Source organism: Rugamonas apoptosis, assembly GCF_014042355.1.
Lineage (GTDB): Bacteria > Pseudomonadota > Gammaproteobacteria > Burkholderiales > Burkholderiaceae_D > Rugamonas > Rugamonas apoptosis.
The window spans coordinates 101,739-124,281 of record NZ_JACEZU010000014.1 but is presented as its reverse complement, the minus strand read 5'-3'; the positions used below and the strand labels follow the sequence as shown (position 1 = coordinate 124,281).

General features: G+C 64.3%; 18 protein-coding genes. All 18 read right to left on the bottom strand.

Annotation, left to right across the window (positions count from 1 at the left end; all coding sequences use genetic code 11):
* Positions 1-4: 4 nt before the first annotated feature.
* The 18 genes from galE to H3H39_RS23815 all read right to left on the bottom strand — a co-directional run bounded on the left by galE (position 5) and on the right by H3H39_RS23815 (position 22,542).
* A complete protein-coding gene (galE, locus tag H3H39_RS23900) occupies positions 5-1,003 on the bottom strand; it encodes a UDP-glucose 4-epimerase GalE (protein WP_182156886.1) in 999 nt (332 codons plus the stop codon).
* Positions 1,000-2,256, bottom strand: a complete 1,257-nt coding sequence (locus tag H3H39_RS23895; protein WP_182156885.1) for a glycosyltransferase family 4 protein — start codon at positions 2,254-2,256, stop codon at positions 1,000-1,002. The genes galE and H3H39_RS23895 overlap by 4 nt, the downstream gene beginning before the upstream one ends.
* Positions 2,240-3,550, bottom strand: coding sequence for a nucleotide sugar dehydrogenase (locus H3H39_RS23890; protein ID WP_182156884.1), 1,311 nt, complete (start codon positions 3,548-3,550; stop codon positions 2,240-2,242). The genes H3H39_RS23895 and H3H39_RS23890 overlap by 17 nt, the downstream gene beginning before the upstream one ends.
* A 10-nt stretch (positions 3,551-3,560) precedes the next feature.
* Entirely contained in the window at positions 3,561-5,561 is a 2,001-nt protein-coding gene (locus tag H3H39_RS23885) for a heparinase II/III family protein (RefSeq protein WP_182156883.1), read from the bottom strand.
* Complete coding sequence (locus tag H3H39_RS23880) at positions 5,558-6,604, bottom strand: glycosyltransferase family 4 protein (RefSeq protein ID WP_182156882.1); 1,047 nt, start codon at positions 6,602-6,604, stop codon at positions 5,558-5,560. Before H3H39_RS23880 ends, H3H39_RS23885 begins: the two co-directional genes overlap by 4 nt.
* Positions 6,605-6,737: 133 nt before the next feature.
* On the bottom strand, positions 6,738-7,181 hold the full coding sequence (locus H3H39_RS23875) for a serine O-acetyltransferase (protein WP_182156881.1): 444 nt from the start codon (positions 7,179-7,181) through the stop codon (positions 6,738-6,740).
* 10 nt (positions 7,182-7,191) lie between these two features.
* Positions 7,192-8,442, bottom strand: coding sequence for a glycosyltransferase (locus H3H39_RS23870; RefSeq protein WP_182156880.1), 1,251 nt, complete (start codon positions 8,440-8,442; stop codon positions 7,192-7,194).
* A gap of 101 nt (positions 8,443-8,543) precedes the next feature.
* The gene (locus H3H39_RS23865) at positions 8,544-10,799 is read right to left on the bottom strand and encodes a DUF4962 domain-containing protein (RefSeq protein ID WP_182156879.1); all 2,256 of its coding nucleotides are present in this window, start codon (positions 10,797-10,799) and stop codon (positions 8,544-8,546) included.
* 209 nt (positions 10,800-11,008) lie between these two features.
* Positions 11,009-12,049 (bottom strand): glycosyltransferase family 2 protein, encoded by a 1,041-nt coding sequence (locus H3H39_RS23860; RefSeq protein ID WP_182156878.1) that lies wholly within the window; start codon positions 12,047-12,049, stop codon positions 11,009-11,011.
* On the bottom strand, positions 12,046-13,488 hold the full coding sequence (locus H3H39_RS23855) for an O-antigen ligase family protein (protein WP_182156877.1): 1,443 nt from the start codon (positions 13,486-13,488) through the stop codon (positions 12,046-12,048). Before H3H39_RS23855 ends, H3H39_RS23860 begins: the two co-directional genes overlap by 4 nt.
* Before the next feature lie 9 nt (positions 13,489-13,497).
* A complete protein-coding gene (locus tag H3H39_RS23850) occupies positions 13,498-15,009 on the bottom strand; it encodes a lipopolysaccharide biosynthesis protein (protein WP_182156876.1) in 1,512 nt (503 codons plus the stop codon).
* A gap of 162 nt (positions 15,010-15,171) precedes the next feature.
* Entirely contained in the window at positions 15,172-15,861 is a 690-nt protein-coding gene (epsI, locus tag H3H39_RS23845; protein ID WP_220461660.1) for an exosortase-associated protein EpsI, B-type, read from the bottom strand.
* Positions 15,862-16,743, bottom strand: a complete 882-nt coding sequence (gene xrtB, locus H3H39_RS23840) for an exosortase B (RefSeq protein WP_182156965.1) — start codon at positions 16,741-16,743, stop codon at positions 15,862-15,864.
* A 23-nt stretch (positions 16,744-16,766) separates the two neighbouring features.
* Positions 16,767-17,639, bottom strand: a complete 873-nt coding sequence (gene epsG / locus H3H39_RS23835; protein ID WP_229218226.1) for a chain length determinant protein tyrosine kinase EpsG — start codon at positions 17,637-17,639, stop codon at positions 16,767-16,769.
* A 16-nt stretch (positions 17,640-17,655) separates the two neighbouring features.
* Entirely contained in the window at positions 17,656-19,059 is a 1,404-nt protein-coding gene (epsF, locus tag H3H39_RS23830; RefSeq protein WP_182156874.1) for a chain length determinant protein EpsF, read from the bottom strand.
* Between the two features lie 47 nt (positions 19,060-19,106).
* Complete coding sequence (gene epsE, locus H3H39_RS23825) at positions 19,107-19,895, bottom strand: polysaccharide export protein EpsE (protein ID WP_182156873.1); 789 nt, start codon at positions 19,893-19,895, stop codon at positions 19,107-19,109.
* A gap of 66 nt (positions 19,896-19,961) precedes the next feature.
* Positions 19,962-20,897, bottom strand: coding sequence for an EpsD family peptidyl-prolyl cis-trans isomerase (locus H3H39_RS23820; protein ID WP_311196976.1), 936 nt, complete (start codon positions 20,895-20,897; stop codon positions 19,962-19,964).
* A 262-nt stretch (positions 20,898-21,159) separates the two neighbouring features.
* Positions 21,160-22,542, bottom strand: coding sequence for an undecaprenyl-phosphate glucose phosphotransferase (locus H3H39_RS23815; RefSeq protein WP_182156871.1), 1,383 nt, complete (start codon positions 22,540-22,542; stop codon positions 21,160-21,162).
* Position 22,543: the final 1 nt, after the last annotated feature.

Below are 22,543 nucleotides of genomic sequence, written 5' to 3'. Positions count from 1 at the left end.
CTTGTTATTTGGGGCTGGACTGCCAGCGCCATGCGTCCACGCACATCTGGGCGATACCGCGCTCGGCCTTCCAGCCCAGTTCGCGCTCGGCCAGTCCGGCGTCCGCGTAACAGGACGCGATGTCGCCGGCGCGGCGGGCCACGATCTGGTACGGCACGGGCCGGCCACTGGCCTGCTCGAACGCGCGCACCATCTCCAGCACGCTGTTGCCGCGGCCCGTGCCCAGGTTGTAGGTGACGATGCCGGGACCGGCCGCCAGTTTATCGAGCGTCTTCAAATGGCCCAGCGCCAGGTCGACCACGTGGATGTAGTCGCGCATGCCGGTGCCGTCCGGGGTCGGGTAGTCGCCGCCGTAGACGGACAGGAACGCGCGCCGGCCATCGGCCACCTGGGCGATGTAGGGCAGCAGGTTGTTGGGGATGCCGTTCGGTTCCTCGCCGATCAGGCCGCTCTCATGGGCTCCCACCGGGTTGAAGTAGCGCAGCAGCGCGATCTGCCAGCTGTGATCTGCGCGGTACAGGTCGCGCAGCATGTCTTCCACGATCAGCTTGCTGCGGCCATACGGATTGGTGGCCGACAGCGGGAAGTGTTCGTAGATGGGCACCGAGGCCGGATCGCCATACACGGTGGCCGAGGAGCTGAACACCAGCCGCTTGACGCCGAACTTGGCCATCGTCTCGAACAGCACGATGCTGCCCGACAGGTTGTTGTCGTAGTAGCGCAGCGGCTGCTCGACCGATTCGCCCACCGCCTTCAGGCCGGCGAAGTGGATCACGGCGTCGATGGCGTGGGCCGCGAACACGGCCTCCACGCCGGCCCGGTCGCGCACGTCCGTTTCGACGAAGGTGAAGGGCCGGCCGGCGATGGCGCACACGCGGTCATAGACGGACGCCTTGGCGTTCGACAGGTTGTCGAGCACCACCACCTCGTGGCCGGTGGCCAGCAGTTCGACGACGGTATGGGAGCCGATATAGCCCATGCCGCCGGTGACAAGTATCTTCATTTGCTCTCTTTTCGTTGGAAAGGCGGCACGGCGTCCGGCCGCGGCGCGTTGGCCGAGTACAGGCGTTCGTAGGCGGCCAGCAGCTTGGGCGCCTCATATTCCCATTCCAGTTCATTGATCACGCGGTTGCGGCCATAGGCGCCCATGCGCTCGCGGCGGGCCGGATCGTCCAGCAGCTCGACGATCTTGTGCGCCATGTCGACCGGGTCGTTCTTGCGCGCGTACAGCGACGCTTCCTGGGCCGACACCTTGCCTTCGACCAGGTCGAACTGGACGATCGGCTTGCCCAGCGCCATGTATTCCATGATCTTGTTCATGGTCGACTTGTCGTTCATGTCGTTGGCCACGTCCGGGTTGACGCACACGTCGGCCGTGTTGAGCATCTCCAGCAGTTGCTGGTCGGGCACGCGGCCCGTGAAGGTCACATAGTCGGCGATGCCCATCGCGGCCGCCATCTGTTGCATCTGCTCCAGCGAGGTGCCGCCCCCCACCAGGCCGAACTGCACGTCGGTGCGGCCCAGGGTCCGGATCAGGTATTGGGCCGATTGCAGCAACAGGTCTATGCCTTCCTGCGCCCCCATCACGCCCACGTAGCCCACCAGGTAGGCCCTGCCACGCTTGAGTTCAGGCACCGGCGGCAGCACTTTCAAGCGGTCCAGCTTGGGACCGCTGCGCACCACGTAGCACTTGTCCGGGTCCATGCCGCCGCGTTCGATGGCGATCTTCTTGTACGACGCGTTGGTGGCGATCGACACGTCGGCCGTCTTGAACGACCAGCGCTCGAACAGCACCATCAGCTTGTAGAAGAAGTCGCGCCGGCCGAACTTGGCCTCGTACAGCTCCGGGTTGATGTCGTGGTGGTCGAACAGGAACTTCTTGCCCATCAACAGCTTGAAGAAGCCGCCGATCAGGAACAGCAGGTCGGGCGGATTGCAGGCGTGGATCACGTCGAAGCCGCGCGCGAACTGCACCTTCCACGCCAGGCGGAAGGTGTGGAACAGCGCTAGCGAGTATTCCACCAGGTAGCCCTTGGCGCCCTCCGCCTCCAGCGGCAGCCGGTAGCGGTGGATGTGGATGCCGTCGATCTGCTCGTAGCGCGCTTCATAGCCCTTGCCCGTGGGGCAGATGATGGACACTTCGTAGCCGTGCGCGTGCAAGGTGGTCGCCTCCTGCCACACGCGCCGGTCGAACGGCGACGGCAGGTTCTCGACCAGGATCAGGACCCTGCGCTTACCTTTACCAGCAGATGCCATCGTACTGCCCCCCGCTTTGTTCCTTGCTGATACGTACCAGGTCGACGATGCTCTGGCCGGCCTTGAGCTGGCCCGGCACGGTCTTGAACTCGGCCGCGCCGTTGCCGATCACGATGGTCTCGGCGAAGGCCAGCACTTCCTCCATGGAATTGACCATCAGCTTGGAAATGTGCGGGATGTGGTTCAGGATGTAGTCCTGGTTGGCGCCCGTCAGCGCGGCCAGGTTGACGTTCTTGTCGTACAGCTTGAGCTCGTAGCCCTTGCCCAGCAAGTGCTCGATCACATCCACCAGCGGCGATTCGCGCAAATCGTCGGTGCCGGCCTTGAACGAGAAACCGAGGATGCCGACCTTGCGCGCGCCCTTGTCCATGATCATCTTCAAGCCCTTGTCGACTTGTTTCTGGTTCGATGGCAGGATGGCATTGAGCAGCGGCAGTTCCAGGTCCAGGCTGCGCGCCTTGTAGGTCAGCGCGCGCACGTCCTTGGGCAGGCAGGAGCCGCCGAAGGCAAAGCCGGGCTTCATGTAATACGACGACAGGTTGAGCTTGGTGTCCTGGCAGAAGATCTCCATCACCTGATGGCCGTCGATGCCGACCGCCTTGCAGATGTTGCCGATCTCGTTGGCGAACGCCACCTTGACGGCATGCCAGGTGTTGTCCGTGTACTTGACCATTTCCGCCGTTTCCACCGTGGTGCGCACTAGCGGCGCGTCCATCTTCTCGTACAGCTGCACCAGCATGGCGCCGGCCTTGGCGTCGCTCTCGCCGATCACGGTCTTGGGCGGGTGGTAGTAATCGTAGACGGCCGTGCCTTCGCGCAGGAATTCCGGGTTGTTGCAGACGCCGAAGTCGAGCCCGGCTTTCTTGCCCGAAGCCGCCTCCAGGGTGGGGATCACCACGCTGCTCATGGAACCGGGCAGCATGGTGCTGCGCGCCACCACCACGTGGAAGCCGGCCTTGTCCTTGATGGCGGCGCCGATCTGCTCGCACACCTTGCGCACGTGGCTCAAGTCCAGGTTGCCGTTGAGCTGGGACGGTGTGCCGACGCAGATCAAGGACATGTCGCTGCCCAGCACGGCGTCGCGCACATCGACCGTGGCGCGCAGCCGGCCGGCCTTGACGGTGGCGGCGATCATGTCGCCGATGTCCTTTTCGATGATGGGCGTGACGCCCTGGTTGATCAAGTCCACCTTGGTACGGTTGGGATCGACGCCGATCACCTCATGACCGTCCGTGGCCAGGCAACCGGCCGATACCGCGCCCACATACCCCAGGCCAAAAATGCTGATTTTCAAAATATACTCCTCAATAAGTGGTCGATGCCGGCGCCAAGCGCAAGTCAATCTCGGTCATAATTTCTGTCGTGCCATGAATGGCGCCTTGCCACACGGCGGTGGTAATCGGGGTCTTGCTGTCGAACGTGCGGGAAATCCAGCCGGCCGGCGGCGCCTCGCTGGCGCGCAACAGGCGCACGCCGGCGCCGAACGCGCAGCGCATCGCCAGGCCATGACGCGCGCCCTGCGCCAGCAGCGCCGGGCCGTCGGCGCTCACCTGGCAGCGTTCGGCGAAGTGCCAGTGCAAGGCCACTTGGTGCTCACGTCGGCATTGTAATATATCTTTAATAACAATACGGTGACGCGTCGTATCGTACGCGACCTCGCGCCGGTGGCGCACGGGGTCAGCCAGCCGGGTATAGCCGTCATGTTCGCCGGCGAACACTTGCACGGCCCCATCGGGCGCATGGCGCAGCAAGCGGGCTTGCGCCTTGCGCAGCCACATGAAATTGCCGCCGATCTCGGACTGGTCCTGGCCATCCACGGCCACCGTGTTGTGGGCGGCCGTACTGCGGAAATAATCACGCCACAATTGCTGGGTGTGATAGGCGTAGGTGCCGGGGTCGATCAGCAACTCCTCGCCCCCCAGCGACAGGGTAAACGCCAGCGCGTCCGCATGACCGTGGGCCGCGATCGACAGGTAGCCGAGCGGCGCGCAATCGGCCACCAGGCGCACTTCGCGCGGCGTGCCGAAATCCGTGCCCAGCAGGTAGTAGCCGCCTTCGGGGAAAGCCCGCACCGGTTGCTCGGGGCCGGCCACGGCCAGCGCATCCCAGCGCCGCCGCCCTTGCGCGCCGAACAGCCAGGCGTTCTTGTCGTCGAAGTGGCCGGCCTTGCGCTTGAAGTCGGCGCGCCCGTACAGCACGGCGCAACTGGCCAGCAGCGAACGGTACGGCGACCAGCCGGCCTCATGCGCCAGGCGCACCATTTGCGCGTCGTCGGCGTCGCCCGTCATGGGCATATTGCCGCCCACGTCCTGCAAGGCGGCGATAAATTCGGCCAACCGTTCCAGCCGGTCGCGGTAGGCGGGCGAGAACGCGACACCGTGGGCCTGGCCGATCAGCAGGCACAGCAGCATCATGTCCATCACTTCGTGCTGGTAATACACGGCTTGCTCGCGGTTCACGCCGTCGGCCGTATTCTGGCGCAGCGCTTCCCGCTCCAGGCCGCGCTGGGCCAGCGTGCGCCAGCGCGCGCTGGCGGGCCAGCACGGCCACACCAGGCTGGCCACGAACAGCCCCATGTATTCACCGAACAGGTGGTTGTTGGCCGACGAGTGGCGCGAAAAATAGCCGGCGATGAAGTGGCAGTGCTGGTACACGCTGTCCTGCCACTGGCGCAGGAAGCGCTGGCCGGCCTCGCCCTCGAACAGGGGCGAGGCCAAGCCGCCCAGCAACTCCCAGGCGAACGCCCAGTTCAGCAGGCGCACCGCCAGCTCCAGCGCGCTGGTCCAATGCACGCCCTGCGGATAGGGGCACTGCTCGAACCATGAGGTCAGCAGCAAGCGCGCGCCCTCGGCGTAGCGGGCTTCGCCCGTCACTTTCCACGCCTGGGCCAGCGTCACCAGTTCCAGGTGCCGGCTCGGTTCCCACAAATACTTGATGTCGCCCACCACCCGCTCGCTGCGGTAATCGATGGCCTTGCCCAAGCCCATGGGCGCCTCCGTGCCCGTCTTGGGGTCGCGGTTCCAGCGCGGCGGAAAGCCCAGCGCCGCGCCGCGCAGCGCGAACACGTTCCAGCGGCCGGCCAGGATGGCGTCAGCTGCCGCGCACAGGGCGGCCGGGTCGGCGCAGACCACGTCGCCGGGCAGGAACGATGGGGCCGCCGCGACCGCGGCCGGCGCCGGCACGGTGGCGACCAGGCCCAGGCCGAACTTGCTGGCCTTCTTTTGCAACAGTTGCCGCACGCGCCATGCGATCTCCGCCACGCCCATCAGTTTCAGGCGGTTGTATTTCCAGACCAGTGACGTCATTTCTGCGCGAACCCCCAGGCGTGGTAAATGGCTTCCAGCTGCGGCAGCACGGCCTGCGTGGAAAACGTGGTTTCCACCTTGCGGCGGGCGGCCGCGCCCATCTGGCGCGCCAGTTCAGGCTCGGCCAGCAAGCGGGCCCAGCGTTCCGCCAGGCTGTCCACATCCCCCGGCGTCACCAGAAAGCCTTCCACCCCATCGGTCACCGCTTCCGGGATGCCGCCCACCGGCGTGGTCAGTACCGGCAAGCCGGCCGCCATCGCTTCCAGCACGCTCATCGGCAACCCTTCGTTATACGATGGCAGGACATACAAGGTGGCGCTGTCCAGGCAATCCTGTTTGGCCTGACCGCTGACCCATCCCAGCAACTCGACATGCTCGGCCAGCCCCAGTTCACTGGCCCGGGCCCGGACCTGCTCGATTTCGCCGTCGCCACCGAGCCGCAAACGCCATGGCGCCGCCAGGCCGCGGGCGGCCTGCAACAAGTCGTACGTGCCCTTGTTATGGCCCAGGCGGCCAAAGCACAAGGTTTGCCCCGCCGTGCGGCGCTCCCAGCCGGTGGCCTGTTGCGGCAACTGCACCGGGTTGTAGATGGCGCTGATACGCCCGTTGGCGCTCATGCCGCCCACCCACGCTTGCCAGCTGCGCGAGAGCACGACGATGTGGGCCGCATGGTCGAAAATATAACGCACCAGCCGTTGCCGCAGCGGGCCGCAGTCCTGTTCGTAAAACTGGTGAAAAGCGCCGCTGTGCAAATGCAGCACGGCCGGCACCCGGAACAGGAAGGCCGGCAGGAAAAACAGCGCCTTGCGCCAGAAACTGGCGCGGCGCGACACGTGCACGTGCACCAGGCCCACCTGGCCCGTCAGCAACAGGCCCGCATAGCGCAACAGCGCCCGGGCCAGGATGGCCAGCTTGGCCAAGGCGCCACCATCGCAATGGGTGGCAAGGTAGATAATGGGATAACGCTGGAACAGACCTGCCGCGCGGTACACATTGACCACGGCGGAAATCCCGCCCATGGTGTCGAAACGCGTTCCGACCATGATGATTTTCTTCATATACTCTCAATTTACGGGCCACGCGCCGGTGCGCGTGGCCGTCGCCGGGCGCGCACCGGCCCGCAACGCTATCATTCTATCAAGTAGTGGCGGCCACACGATAGCATTTTGTAATCATTTATTCCATTTCCCGGGGCGCGGCGTCCACCGCCCTGGCCGGGACGGGCCGGGCCGGCACCCCCGCCACCGTCACGCCAGGCGCCACGTCGTTCAGCACCACGGCGCCGGCGGCCACCTTGGCGCCGGCGCCGATGGTGACCGGGCCCAGGATTTTCGCTCCCACCCCCAGGAACGCGCCATCATGAATGACGGGCACCTCATGCCGGCCGCCGCGCCCGCCGATCACCACTTGCGCCCCCACATAGATGTCCGAGCCCAGCACGGCGCGCTCATGCACCACGACGCCCAAGCCCTGATAGGCGAACGTGACACGCGCCCCGACCCGCACCGAAGGCGGCAGCACCACGGCAAACAGAATACGGTTGAGTACATACAGGCAGCGTGGCAAGACCGGCACGCCCAGCCGGTGCAAGTACGCATACAAGCGAAACAGCTGTATCATGGCCGCCCCTTCACGATGCGCGCTCGGCCGGCACAGCCGGTACCGTGCCGCGCACCAGCTGGCTATATCGGCTGGCCACCTGCTGCGCGATCACCCGGTAACTGCGGTGTTGCTCGATGTAGGCCGGCCCCAGCGCGGCACGGGCGCGGGCGGCCGCGCCGTCGGCCAGAATGCGCAACATGCCGTCGGCCAAGTCCGGCACCGCGCTGGCCGTCAACCAACCCGCCTGACTGGCATCCAGCACCGCCATCTGATCCGGATTGTCATTGCCCACGCAAGGCAAGGCCAGCGCCAAGTATTCCAGGATCTTGGTGGGTGAACTGATATCGAGCAAAGCGCCGCGCGGTACATAGGATACGGCCAGGTCGGCGCCGGCCAGCAGCGGCCACGCTTCGCGCGCGGCCATCCAACCGGTCACATGCACCGACGCACCAACGCCGGCCGCAGCCGCATAGGCCAGCAGCGCATCGAGATCGCCCCGGTTGCTGGCGTCGCCGATCAGCAACAGGCGGGCAGCAGGATGGAGGCGTTGGACGCGCAGCAGCGCATCGATCAACACATGCGGGCAACGGGGCCGGTCCAGCGTGCCCAGGTAGGCGATCACGGGGAGACCATCCCAGCCAGGCAGGCGCCGGGCCACGACACCGTGCGGACCAAGCACCTCGGTATCGACGCCCATGGGCACAGCACTCAGCTTGTCGCGCGCGATACCCTGCGCGGCCATCAACTCCAGCATGGCCGCGCTTTGCACGAACACATGGCTGGCGCCCGGCAATACCACCCGGTTCAGCAGCCAGCGCTCGGCCAGCCCCTTCCACAACACCAGATAGGCGCGCACGCCGCCACCATTCTGGAGCTGGGCGCGGGCATTCCCGATGCGCCCGTCGCACATCAGGAACGACATCCAATAGACGAAAGGGATGCCTTTCAGGCGGGCCCACAACATCGCCAGCAAGCCGATGGCGGCCATGTCGCGCACCTGGATCACGTCGCAGTTATGTTTGTCGGCCCGCCACAGCAGGCGCACGCACAGGGCCAGATAGGCCAGTTCGCGCCGCAGGCGGCTGCCGTGATAGGGAGAACGGGTGACCTGGCCGTCCGCGGCCGACGCCGCGTCCTTGCCATTGGATGGCCCCACCAGGTGGCACGCCACGCCCAGCCGCGGCAAATATTTACCGAACAACACGGCCACATCGGCGCGAAAGGTGGGTAACGGCTCCGGAACAAACTGCAGCAGCCGCAACGGGGAAGAAGAATTCAATGCATGCCTCGCTAGCGAAAAAAAAAGGAAGCGACCACGGTCGCTTCCTTTATTGTACATCCGTCAACCAAATCCGGCTGACGTACTGGTGCGCGGGGCGCTTACTGCGGCAGGCTGATGGTCACTCCCCCCACGGTCAGGCTGCGGCCCGAGGCCGTATTGACCACCGTCACGGTCGGATGCTTGCAACCCACGTCGAGCAACATCAGGAACTCGGCCGACAACTGGGAACTCGTCTTTTTGTATACGCCATGATATTCCGTCGTCCCCGGCTGCGGGGCCGGCCCGGTCACCGCCGCATAGGTCTGGCCGGAATTGTTCGGAATCGGCCGCACGCAAACGGACTGGTCGACGTTGACGACCTGCGCCTCGCCCGTGGCGGCATTGACGGTGATCGGCACTGGCGCGTGCAGGTTCCACTCGAAGACGTGGGCCGCCGGCGCCGTCACCTTGTCACGCACCACGAAGGCATCTTGCGCGCGGAAATACCAGAGCTGGCGCCGGTTCGACGTCAGCGCGCCGGCGAAGGCCGCCGTGGCATCGCCCTCCACGTAATCGTAGTTGCTGTTGGTGGTGGAATAGCCGACGATCTGGCCGTTGAACAGCATCGGATCGCTGTAGCCGGTGGTATTCTGGCCGAGGCCGCCATCGTAGGTGAGCGCGTTTTTCGACTTGGTCTGACGATACCAGCCACTCCACATCGGCGAATTGTACCAGTCATACCAGCCGGTCCCGATCAGCAGACGACGTGCGCCTTTGCTCAACGTAAAGGCGTTCTGATCGCCATGGCTATGATTGAACGAGCCGTACGGACTGGCCTTGAAATACAGCGACGTGCGCAAGGGGTCGGCGATGTTGCTGTGGAAGGCAGCCCAGCCAATACTGGGAATGTAGATCGAATTACTTGGCGCCACTGCCGTGGCCACGGTCAGCACCGGCAGCGGATACTGGATCTGCAACTGCGTCAGCGGATCCTCGTCACCGGTGATGTTCTTGTAGTACCACAACGCTTGCGGCGTGGGGATACGCGACGCCAGCGCTTTCATGAAACGCAGGTCAGGCTTGCTTTCATTCGAGTCGCCAAAGGCGTGCACCTGCGACCCGGGCGGGGTGAAATACATGAACATTTTCAGGAAGCCCATGGTCCAAGGCTTATTGAACATATTCAAGCCCGACGCCGTGCTCATAGGCTGCCATACTTGCAACGACGCATCGATCGCGTATTGCCCATAGGCCGTACCGTTGGCATAACCGCCTTCCGCGCCGCTCCAGTGGAACACGTAATTGATGTAATTACGGAAAGAAAAATCAAACCAGGTCGCCGCGGCCGGCACATCGCCCAAGCTCAGCGTGGCCACCAGGGCCAGGTAACCGAGGTTGGAGCCACCATGCTCATCAAATGGCATCTGATCGAGCCAACCGTTTTGACGGGACAGATCATTATAGACGTCGGTGGCACGGGCCGCCGCATTGTTCAACCAGGCGGCGCGCCGGGTCGCATCGAGGTCGGCGTACAGGAAGTCCACGCCCTTGGCGAGCGAGGCCGCGATGGGCAAGGTCATCGTATCGAATTGCGCGTAGCTGGTCGGCCCGCTGGGGCTGAGGCTGGCCAATTGGTCGCCACGCGTGATGGCCTCGGTCAAATAAGTCCGGTCGCCGGTCAGGCGATAGATCAGCGCCGCGCTCTCCAGCTGACGCCGGACGATATTGACGTGGGTGCGGATATTGGTCCATTGGGCATTGGTGTCGGCCGTCACCAGGGTGCTGCTGGTGACGAGCGGCCACAAGGAATCGGACACGGGCGGTTCACTCGTCACGGTAGCGAGGACGGCGTTCTGCAAGCGCGTGAGGGCGTTGCCGCGCTCGGCGACCATGCCGGCGGACCAGCTGCTACGAATCGGCATGCCATTGGGCATGGCACGCGGCCGGGCGCGGTTGATGATGTTCGTGCGCAACACGCTCGAATCGGGCACTTCGAATACGGCCGAGCTGCTATTGAGGATGAAGGTGCGCGGTGTCGACCAATCCGTGCTGGTGCCGCCGGGACGCACGCGCCAGCTGTAGGACCCCAGCGCCATGGCTTTGGTCGGCAAATACCAATTCTTGTCCACGGTCACGGTCGTGACCTGGCCCGCCAATGGACCGGTAATTTCCAGTACATAGGTCGCTGGCAGCGTCGAATGGCGCGACCAGGAAAACGCGGGCGGATTCTGCGCCTGTTGCTCCGAATTGGCCGGCAACGGCCTGGCGTTCAAGGGGTAGCTCGACTGAGCCCAGTCGGCATAGCAGGCATTCCAGGCGAGCGCTGAGGTGACCAGCAGCGCGCCCCGAATCAGCGATAATTTATTGAAGCTCATAGGATTCTCCAAAAGCGAGAGAGGGGATGATCCGCCGGCACAGCAAGCAAAAAACACAGCGAACGTCGCCGGATGGGGGGCACGGCGCTACGTTCAACACATTGCCATTATTTCCATATTGAATTGTAAGTTTCCGTGCGTTATTATTTTTCTTTGACCCGCACTCGGTAATACTATACATCAGAAGCAACAGTGGCCGTGCTCTTTTTTTACGCGCCGCACTTTTTCCGTTGCCGCAACAGCAGCCCTCCGCCCGGCAAACACATGGCCAACGTGACCCACCAGCGCTTCGCCGCCACCCCGCCCGGGATCGCCAACAAGTCGGCCAGGGCCGCGCGACGTTGACCTGACAGCAATGTGGTGCGGGCCACACTGATGCGGGCGTCGGCCACCAGCCAACGGGCGGCGGCCCGCATCCGCGGCGGCACTTCGCCGCGCTGCACCCGTTGCTCGAGCCGGCGCAGCGCCGGCAACAGCGTCGTCACGGGGTTGCTGCTGACCAGGCTGCCGCTGACGGCAACCCGATAGGCCACCAGCGGCGTGGGGCAATACGCGAAGGGCATCCGCTCCATCAAACGGAACCACAAGTCCAAGTCTTCGCCCATCGATTCGCCGACCGGGAAACAGGGTGCGAAACGCAACAACTCGTCGCGCCGGACGGCCACCGAGCCGGTGAAGAACAGGGAACCGTAGCGCAAACGGCGGTAGCCATCGTCGATCAGCATCTCGGCGGCGCCGCCGTGCCCGGGCGCCACGGCCTTGGGCGGCCGGCCGCCGTCCCGCGCCGCCGTGAACAGGCGCTGGCACCACGCCAGGGCGCGGGCGCCACGGGCCGGGCCGGGCGGCATGATGAGCGCGGGCCAGTGCGCCGGCGGCAGCGCGCCATCGGGAATGCGCAGGTAAGCGGTGGCGTAAAACGTGCCACTGGGATGGCGCTGCGCCATCGCCACCTGCGTCGCCAGATAGGCTGGACGGTACCAGTCATCGGCGTCGAGAAAACACACCAGCTCGCCACGTGCGTGCGCGATTCCCACGTTGCGCGCGTTGGCCACACCGCCGTTCGGGATCTGGATCAGGCGCAGGCGCGGGTCGGCGATGGCGCGCACCAGCGCCGGGCCCTCATCTTGTGAACCGTCATCGACGACGATGATCTCGAACGCTTGATGCTGTTGCGCCAGGATGGAAGCGATGGCCGCCTCGATGAACGGCGCCTTGTTGTACAGCGGAATAATGACCGAACACAACATCATGCGCCCACCCGCGCCACCTGCGGCGCCGCTGGCCGCGCCGCGCCCGCGGTGGCGACGACGACGGGCGCCGCTTCACGCTGCCAATACGAGCCCAGCATCATCAACAATAGCATGTGCATCATCTGCTCCGGGCCAAAGCCATCCAGCGACATCGGTACCTCGCTGACCGAACGGGCCAGCAACAGCAGCAGCAGCGCCAACGACAGCCCCCCGCTGGCCGGCGCAGTACGCACCGCATACCACAGCAGCGCGGCGGTGTAGGCCAGCAGTCCGGCCACCCCGACCAGGCCAGTGGCGGACAGGCATTGATAGAACTGGTTGTGGGCGTGATAGGCGTACGGAATATGGATCTGGAACCGGTACATCTCGTCGAAAATGGTCAAGCCATAGCCAAACACGGGCGAACGACGCCATTCCCGCACCGCGATCTCCCAGATCTGGTCGCGTCCGGTCAAGGTGGCCAGTTCCGCGCCGGCGCTGGAGCCGAGGAAACGGGCGATCCGGTCACTGAGGCCGCCGAACATGAACGCGGCGCACAGCAGCGCCACGCCCGCCAGCACCATCAGGATCAGCGCCACCGGCAGTTGCGGCCGCTGGAAATCGAGCAGCCGCTGGCGCAACGTCCCGCGATGGCGATAGTAAACGAGGCACAGCGCGCCGAGCAGGAAGGCGCCATAACTGGACTTGGACTGGGTCAGCAGCAGCGCGCCGCCGCCCACCAGGCACCCCAGTAGCGTCAGGGCGCGCGACGCATACGGCGTATGCCACAGGCACAACAGGAAAACCAGGGCCATCGGCCCCAGACTGTTGGCGTGGGGGCTCAGGCCCGCGAAGCGGACGTGCACCCCCGGCAGGATGCCGTAATAGTTGTGGCTCATCACCAGCTCCGGCCGCCATGCGATACAGGCGATGCTCACCAGCAGAAACACAAACATGCCGTTGCGATAGCTCCGGATCGCGCGCTCCCCCTCGTCAGGCGTCAGCAATAACGCGGCCACGCCAACGCCCAGGAACATGAAGTATTCCTTGTTGAATGAATGGTGGGCCGCAAGAAAGGCGCCGCTTAAAATATTGGTCGCGAAATACCAGCCGAAGGCCAACATCAGCCACAACGGCACGGCCGCGCGCTTGTGTCCCGCCAGTGTCCAGCGACCGATGCGCTCGAACGGTATCAACAACAGCAACAACGTGGCCAACCGGCTGGACCATACCGCGATCGCATGCTTTTCCATCGGCGCGGCCGTCATCATTTCATCGAACACGTACATATTACGGCCGGAAAGCAGCACCCCCACCCCGATCGCGAACATAAGCGGATAGAACACGTAAGGCAACAGCCCCCGTTCGTACTTGTGTCCAGCATGCAAGAGCAGCGCCACGCCAAACACCAGCGCGAAAGCGACCAGCAGGATGATGACGCCGATGATGACTAATTCCATATTTTCCTCTTAATCGTTGTCGCACGCGGCGGTCAGATAGGCCATCAAGCGCGGCGGAATCGGCGGACTGAAGCGGCCCAGCATGTGCAGCACCGGCTTGCCCAGCAAACGGGGATACAGCAACACCGCCAGCACGCAGCTGATGATGGCTGCCAGCGCGCCGCCCAGCAACGGCAACAGCGGCGGCGTGCCCAGCATGCGCGCACCGGCCGCGCCGCCCAGCGCGGCCGCCGCCGCCAGTGCGGCCAGCAGCACTGCCCGCCCCGCCAACGGCAGCAGCGCGCCCGCCGGCAGCGCCAGGCGACGGCAGGCCACGCTGGCGATCACCACCGCCCGCGCCAGCAAGGTGGCGCTGGCCACCATCGCCACGGTCAAGGCGCCCTGCCCGGCCAGCATGGACAAGGCCAACACCGCGCCGCCCAGCACCGGCAATTGCAGCAAGCTCTCCAGATGCTTGCCACCCGTATTCCACAGGATGGGGGTGGACAAGCCCCACGTGATATACGCCGGCATGGCCAGCGCCAGCATGGCGAACACGGGGCCGGAGCCCTGCCAAGCCGGACCGTACAGGGTGGCGATCAAGTCCGGCCCCAGACACGCCAGAGCGGCGAACATGGGGCCGATGACGATCCAGATCACGGCCAACACCGAGACATAGGCATCGCGCAGCCGGGCCCGGTCGTCCTGCAGACGCGCCCCGCTGGCCAGGAACGCCGGCTGCAAGGCCGTCAGGAACAGTGAATTGGGGGTGTTGGCCAGGTTGTAGGCCACATTGTAGACCCCCACCGCGTGCGCGTGCAGCATCCGTCCCAGGAAAATGCGGTCCACATTGTTGAGGAACCAGTTGCACAGGTTGGTGGCGAACACGGCCACGCCAACCTGGGTGAAATCACGGGCCCCGGGATACCACAACAGGGGCCGCAGCGGGTGCGGATGGCGCACCCAGGTTAGCACAAAGGCCGAGCCCGTTTGGGTCAGCCAGGCCGCCACCAGCGTCCACACGCCCGCTCCCAGGTAGGCGCAGGGAATACCCACCAGCAGGTAACCGATCACATAGCTGGCCACCTGGATGATATTTAACGCGCGAAAATCCATGTTACGGCGCAACAGGCTGCTGGCCGGCGCCGTGATGGCGTTGAGCACGCACGTCAGGCTGAGCCAGCGCACGATCGGTTCCACCCGCGGCTCATTGAAATACTGGGCCACTGCTGGCGCCAACAAGAACAGGCCGACGCTGGCCACGGCACCGGACAGGAACTGCCAGGTGAAGGCGAAGCGGATGTCGCGCGCGTCGATGTCCTGACGCTGGATCAGGCCCCAGGAAAAACCGAAGTCGGCTAGGAAATTGCTGAACGTCATGACCACCAGGCCCAGCGCGAACAAACCATACACTTCCGGCCCCAGCATGCGCGCCAGCACCACTTGGGTGCACAGTTGCAGGGCGAAGCGCAGCACCGTGCCGGCCGCGGCCCATTTGACGGCGCTCACGCTCTTGCGCTTGAGGTCTTGCGGCGCATTCATGGCGCGAGGGGCGCCGGCGTGACGCGGCCGCCTTCTGCGCGTGCGATGGCCAAGGCCAACAAATTCAAACTTTGCACGATAAATATTCCAGAGGATGGGTGGATCGGGGGCGGCCGGCGCGCGGCGGCCGCCGCCGTACGCCGGCCCCGCCGCGACTGCGGCTTAACCCGAAAAAGTGCCGATCAGGCGAGTCCGGTCCTTGACGCTGAGCTGGCCCAGCAAGGCTTGGATGAAGCCCGCCTGCAGCGCGTAGGCCCGCTTGACGTCGGTATCGATGGAGGAAACGCGCACCAGCATGCCGTCCGGCACCGTGCCTTCGAGCCCGTAGCGCAGGCGTTGCAAACGCTGCTGGAAGTCGGGCCGGGTCATCTTGTCGCCGATGGTGATCCAGTAGGTGATCGGTTCGCTGCGGCTGCCGCTCACGGCCAGCAGGCGCTTGACCGGCAACGCGCCATAGCGGGTGGCCAGGCTGTCGAACTGGGCGCCCTCGATTTCAAACCCTTGCGCCGCATAGCACACTTCCGGCCGGTGCACGCCCATGCTGTCGCCCTGGTCGCCGCCGTAGGCCATCGACAGCATGACCCGCTCGCCGTCCCGGTTGACGTAGGTGCGCGACAGGGTCTGGTTGTAAATCCGGTCCAGCCGGGCCTGGGTTTCCGGGTCCACCTGCAGCGGCACGATGCTGGTGTCGACCTCCCAGTCGCCGAAGGTGGTCGGGATCATGGTGTCGAGCTGCAGCTTGTCGCGCCCGTCGGCCATCATCCGGGTCGGCGTGACCACCTTGGTGAGGGCGGCCGAGGACACCATCAACAGGCACAGCACGATGCTCATCGTCGCGGATTTTTTCATCATTCAGTCTCTTGGCACGGGCCGCGCCGCCGCCCTTTTCTTTACGAACCACTGCAACAGCGTATCGAGGCTCAGGATCAGGATCAGCGCCGTCAGGAACAACACCATGCCGGCGAAGCCGTGCAGGAAGCCCTGGCCGGCCGCATCGCCGAAATAAAAGGTGATCAGCGTCAGCGCCATGACCCGGATCACGTTGGCGGAAAACGAGATCGGGATGATCAGCGTGGCCAACGCCACGTTGCGGAAGGCCGACGTGTGGCGCACCACGTTCAGGTAGAACAAGCCCAGCGCCTCCAGCGTGAGCAAGGTCTGCAGGCCGGCGCAGGCGTCGGCCACCAGCAACTGGTACTGGCCGATTTGCAGGATCACGCCGTTGCGGGCGATCGGCAAGCCGGCCGCGTACAACAGGTGCTCGGTGACATAGGACACGGCCATCTTCATCGGCATGGTCAGCTGACTGACCAGCGGCCCCGGCAACGGCACCATGAACAGCATGAAGAAGAACGGGAACCACAACACACCGAGCGCGCGCCAGCCCCGCAGCAGCAGCAGGACGGCCGCCGCGACGCCGATCAGCGACAATATCTCGAACGAAATGATTTGCTGCGAGCGGCCCAGCACATACATGCCCAGCGCCAGCAGCAGCAGCACCCAGCCGGCCGCGGTGGGCCGGCCGTCGGCGCTGGCGGCCAGCATGGCCGGCCACTGGCGGTAGATCAGCCAGACCGACAGCGACAGGATGATGGGACCGTGGGCCTGCTCCTCGGTCGCCCACACGCCCGTCAACAAGCCGTACAGCGAGGGCAGCAGCAGCGCCAGGTAGCCCAGCAGCACAGGCAGCCAGACCAGCCGGCTGTCCTTGTCCAGCACGCTCGTCATCGCCATCGCCGGTTCAGTCTGTCCACGCATCAGTAATCAACCATGACGGAACCGACCACTTCGACCCCGCTTTGTCCCATCTGCTCTTTCATGGCCGCGATGTCGGCCAGGCGCGTCTTGTGCTTGCGCGCCACCAGCAGCACACCACCGGTGCGGGCCGCCACGGCCACCGCGTCCGGCGCCACGTTGAACGCGGCCACGTCATACAGCACCACCTCGTAGCGCGCTTCGAGCTGGGTGGCTACGCTGGCGAAGGCGCCGCGGCTGAGCAATTCAGCCGGGTTGGGCGCCTGCGTGCCGGCCGCCAGCACGGACAGGGCGACAAAGGCGTCGACGTGGGCGATGCAATCGAGCTCGGCGCGCCCGGCCAGCACGTCCGACAGCCCATGTTTGCTCGCCACGTCGAAAATTTCCGTCTGCTTGGGGTGGCGCAAGTTGGCGTCGACCAGCAAGGTGCGCTCGCCCAACTGGGAGAACACGACGGCCAGGTTGGAGGCGAACATACTGGCGCCATCGCCGCCGTCCATGCCCAGCACCACCAACGATTTGCGTCCGCGCGCGAACCAGCGCAACATCAGCTGGCTGCGCACGGCACGCAACACTTCGACCTGGGGGCTGAACGGCTGATAGGCGGCCACCAGTTGCGGCGCGAAACGGCCCTCGCCCGGCTGCAGATAGGGGTAGTCGAACTGGCGCGCCAACGCTTGCTGGATATCGGCTTCCGTGACCAGGCCCAAACGCTGGGCCGCCTCGCCGAAGCGGATGCCGAGCTCTTTTTGCATGCGCAACACCCGTTCCGCACTTTCCGGCGTGATCTTGCCCGATTCGAGCAACAGCCCGCCAATGCTGGAATCGCCGCCCCGTTCCAGCGGGGGCGTGGCCAGATGATTTACTGATTGCATGATATTGGCTTCCATCTTAATTGAGACGCAGGCGGCGCGGCAGCAACGCTTGCAGTTTGCCGCGTCCGGACCGGGTTGGCGCCGTTTCCAGCACGCCAAATACGGGAATATTGAGCGCATCGCGCAAATCGCTGTCCGAGCGAACGCGACGGTTGAGCAGTTCCAGCACGAACGCCAGGCCCACGCCCAGGAACACGCCCAGGAACACGCTCAGCAGCACGTTGCGCACCACTTTCGGACTGTCGGCATCGATCGGCGGAACGGCCGGGTTGAGCACGGCGATGTCGGACTGTTCCGCCTGGCCTTCGATCTTGGTCTGGGAGAAGCGCTGCGAGGCGGCGTCGAACGCGCGCTGCGCGCTCTCGACGTCCTTGGCCAGCACCCCCATCTCATCGCGCGTGCGATTGAGTTCCAGTACCTTGGCCTTCTGTGCCTGCATCGCTTCGCGGATGGCGGCCTCGCGCTGCTGCAGGATTTGCGCGTTGTTGCCCACGCTACGCGAGGCGATCCGGATTTGCTCGTCCAGGTCGCGCCGCAGCTTTTCCACTTCCGTCTTGGCGCTCAGGTATTGCGGGTGGTTCTGCCCCAGGCGCTGGGCAACGTCCGACAACTTCGCTTCCGCGCTCCCCAGGTTCAGCTTGAGGTTCTGGATCAGGCCATTGGAGGCCACGTCCGGCGATTCACCCGAACTGCCGGCGGCCATGCGCTGGCGCGACTGCGCTTCCATGGACTGGCCTTGCGCGCCCACCAGCTGGGCCGACAGATCGTTGAGCCGGTTCGATTCCACGTCGAGCCGGTTGTCGACGCTGACGATACCGTGTTCCTGCTGGTACTTGGAAAGCCGGCTCTGCGCCACTTCCACGTTGTCGCGCAACAGTTTGGTCTGTTCGTCGAAGTAGGTCGAGGCTTTCTTGATCGGATCGACTTTCAGCTGGACACTGACTTTTTGATACTCTTCCGCGAACGCGTTAGCGACGGCGGCCACGAATTGCGGGTCGGAACCCTTGAAATTGATATCGACCACGCTGCTTTCGCGGGCCGGCACGATTTCCAATTTCCTGAGCAGCAAGTCGGCCAGCCAGTCCCGCACGGTGCCGCGGCCATCGGTGCTTTCGTTGAACTGGGCGATAACGGCCGGGCTGCTGGCCAGCTTGAGCTGATCAACCACCTGCAACGCCACCCGCTTGCTGGAGGCGATATCGATCTGGGTCGCCATGTAGCCAGGCAGCAGCTGGCCCGGCATCGGCATGCCCGTCAGCGGATCCACACCCTTGTAGTTGAGCAGCATGCTGGTGGTGGCTTTATAGGTCTTGGGCATCAACATGCTCAGCGCGAGCGCCGCCAGCACGGTGGTCAACAGCGTAAAGAAGATGACCTTCTTACGGGCGCCCAAGATCAGCAGGAATTGAGATAAATTCATAATAGCTTTCTAAACTAAACGGAAAACGGCTCTGCTCCACGCGGGGGTCAGAATAAGCTTTCCTTGACATAGACGACATCGTCGGCCTGCAACAAGTCATCCTGTTTTACGCTCAACACCTGCACCACGCCCTTGGCGTCGCGCCGCTTGACCACCAGGCCCCGTTCGGTGCCGCGCGGGGTGAGACCGCCGCCGGTCGAGAGCGCCTGCACCACCGTCATTGCGCGCTCCAGGCGGAAGGTGCCGGGACGCTGTACTTCGCCATAGATGTAAAACCGCGGCGCCCGGTCCACGTACACGATATCGTTGGCCACCAGGTCGGTGTCGGTCACCAGATCGCCACTGCGCATCATCTGGATCAAGTCCACCACCTGCTTGGTGGTGGCGCCACCGCGGCGGCGGATCAGGGTCACGCTATCGCCGCCATCGGGGCTGATGCCGCCAGCCAAGGCCAACACGTCGACCAGGCTGCGCTTGCCTTCGAGCGGATAGCGGCCGGGACGATAGACTTGCCCCAACACCGACACTTGCTGGCTCTGGATCGAGGTGACGATGATGTTGACCTGGGCTTTCTTGACGAAGCCGCCGCTCTCGAGCAGGCCGGAGAGCTTACGTTCGGCCGCCGCCACCGGCAGGCCGCCCACGGCCACCTCCCCCACCAGTGGGAACGTGATCACGCCGCTTTCGCTGACCCGCGTTTCCAGTCCCAGGTCGGGACTGCCATAGACGGAAATCTTGAGCACATCGCCGGCGCCCAGCAGCACGTCCTGCGCGCTCGCACCGCCCACGCCGCAAAGCAGCAAGCACGCCATCATCCACCGTACAATTGTTTTCATGCCACACCCACCCTCTTCAATTTAATTCGTTTGCCGGCCACGCCCGCAGGGCGCGGCCAGTCCCGCTTACTTCAGGCCGGCCACACCGCGCGCATTGGCGTCGGCCGCGCCACTGGCCGACGGCGCCGATGCGGATGCGGATGCGGATGCCGCCGCCGGCGCGGCCAGCGACTTGTCCAGATAGTCGATCTTGGCGGCCGCGCGCAAGCGCGCCAGTTCCGCGTCGGCCGCATCCTTGTTTTTCTTGTTGAACAGGAATTGCTCGATCTGGGGCGCCGCCACCTCCAGCGTCACCGGGCTCTCATGCACGTCGCTGATGGCGATCAGCAAGGCACGCCCGGCTTCCTTGATGATGAACAATTGCCCCTTCGGCAGCGACAGCAGCTTGCCCGTCAATTCGGACGGCAAGTCGGAAGTGGCGCGCGACAAATTGGTGCGCGAATACTTGACCTTGTGCGCGTCGAGCCAGCCGGCCACTTCGTCGAGCGACTTGGCCGAGTCCATGGTGCCCTTGAGGTCATCCCCCAAGTCGGCGCTGGCCACCACCAACTCCTTCATGTCGATCGTCTTACGCTGGGCGAAAAATTCCGGATGTTGCTTGTAGTAAGCCTCCACCTCTTCCTTGCCCGGCCGGGCCGGCGTGCCGATCCGCTTCTGCATATAGGCCTGGGCGACGATCAGGGCCTTGGCCCGCTCGATCGCCTGCACCACCTTGGGATCACGGTCGACCTTGTCCTTGGCCGCTTCGTTTTGCAGCAGCTGGCGGTCGATCAGCGCTTCCAGCAATTGCTTGCGGGCCGTCTCCTGCTGAGCCGCCTGCACCCCGGAGCGTTGCATTTCCTCGTTCAGCTGGAGCACGGTGATTTCCTCACCATTCACGCTGGCCAAGGCTTGACCCGATTTTTTCTCCTTGGCGCCACAGGCGGCCAGCCCCAAGGCCGCCGTCAACATCAAGCCGGCGCACCACAGCCGTTGGCCGGAACCGACATTTCCAAATTTCAAAGAACGTGCGAGCGCGGTAGGGTTCAAGATGATTCCTTCAGGTTGCATTACTAAACAAGTCATACGGCCCGCGCCCCGCCAAGCGTGGCGGGCGCGACCGGCTCGGCATTCGTGGCGCGCACGCTGCGCCAGGAATAATTGCCAATATTATAAATAACGTCGGCGAACAAGTTAAGGGGGCGCGACTTAATTTTCGCAAGAATAAACGTTAACAAAAGAATCAGGCAACTACATTTTCAATCGCGTGCGCGCCGCGCCGGTATCAATGGGCATTTTGCCGCCCCATCACCACCTTCACGGTGCGCAGGATGATCCAGATATCGAGCCACAGCGACCAGTTACGCAGGTAATCGAGGTCATAGCGGATCCGCGCCTCCATCTTGTCGAGCGTCTCGGTTTCGCCGCGCAGCCCGTTAACCTGGGCCCAGCCCGTGATGCCGGGCTTGGCCTTGTGTCGCAGCATATACCCCTTGATCAGCTTGCGATACTGCTCATTATGGGCCACGGCGTGGGGCCGCGGCCCCACGATGCTCATCCGTCCCTGCAAGACATTGATGAACTGGGGCAACTCATCGAGCGAACTGCGGCGCAGGAAGGCGCCCACCCGGGTCACCCGCTGGTCGTTCTTGGTCGCTTGCACCACGTGCGCGCCATCCTCGGCCACCGTCATCGAGCGGAATTTATAGACGATGATCTCTTCTCCGTACAAGCCGTAGCGGCGCTGGCGGAAGATCACGGGACCGGGCGAGGTGCACTTGACGGCCAGCGCGATCACCAGCATCACCGGCAACAGCGCGAGCTGGATCAGTACCCCCAGCACGATGTCGCTGGCGCGCTTGATCATGCTGTTAAAGCCCGTGAACGGCGTTTCGCAAATGGCGATCACGGGCATGCCGCCCACGTTGTCGAAACGGGCCTGCATCAGGTCGAACACGTAGATATCGGGCAGGAAATAGACCGAGGCCGTGGTGTCCTGCAGTTCGTCGAGCAGCTTGCGGATGCGCGGCTGGGCCGAGATGGGTTGGCTGATGAAGATCATCTTCACGTGGTTGGCCCGCACGTAGGCGGCGATGTCGGCCATGCGGCCCAGCATCGGGTGCTGCATCGCGTGCGGCCAGCGGTCCTCCGTGCGGTCGTCGAAGAAGCCATGCACGCGCATGAACAGGTTGGGATGACGCTCGATGGTACGGGCGAACTTCAAGCCCACATCGTTGGCGCCGACGATGATCACCGAGCGCACCTCGCTGGCCTTGGCCGGGTCCGAGCCGATCACGCGGGCCGCCAGGTGGCTGGTCAACAACACGAACGGGGTGGCCACGAACCACGACATCACCACCGTCTGGTCATAATGATAGGCCAGACCGCTGATCGAACCGAGGAACACCAGGATCAGGGCCGTGACCACCCAGCCCACCACGATGTCACGCGAATAGGCCAGCATGCGCCCGCTGCGCCAGGTGCGGTAGGGATCCACATGCTGGTATACGGACGACGAAATAAAGAACGCAAGTACCATCAGCACCAGTGAATAACCGGTGAACGGCTCCGCATAAATCATCGAAAACAGGTACAAGGTACCCATGATGATGAGTGGATCGAGGATGCGCTGAAAAAAGGAAATTAAGGGTATATCGTTTACGGTCATA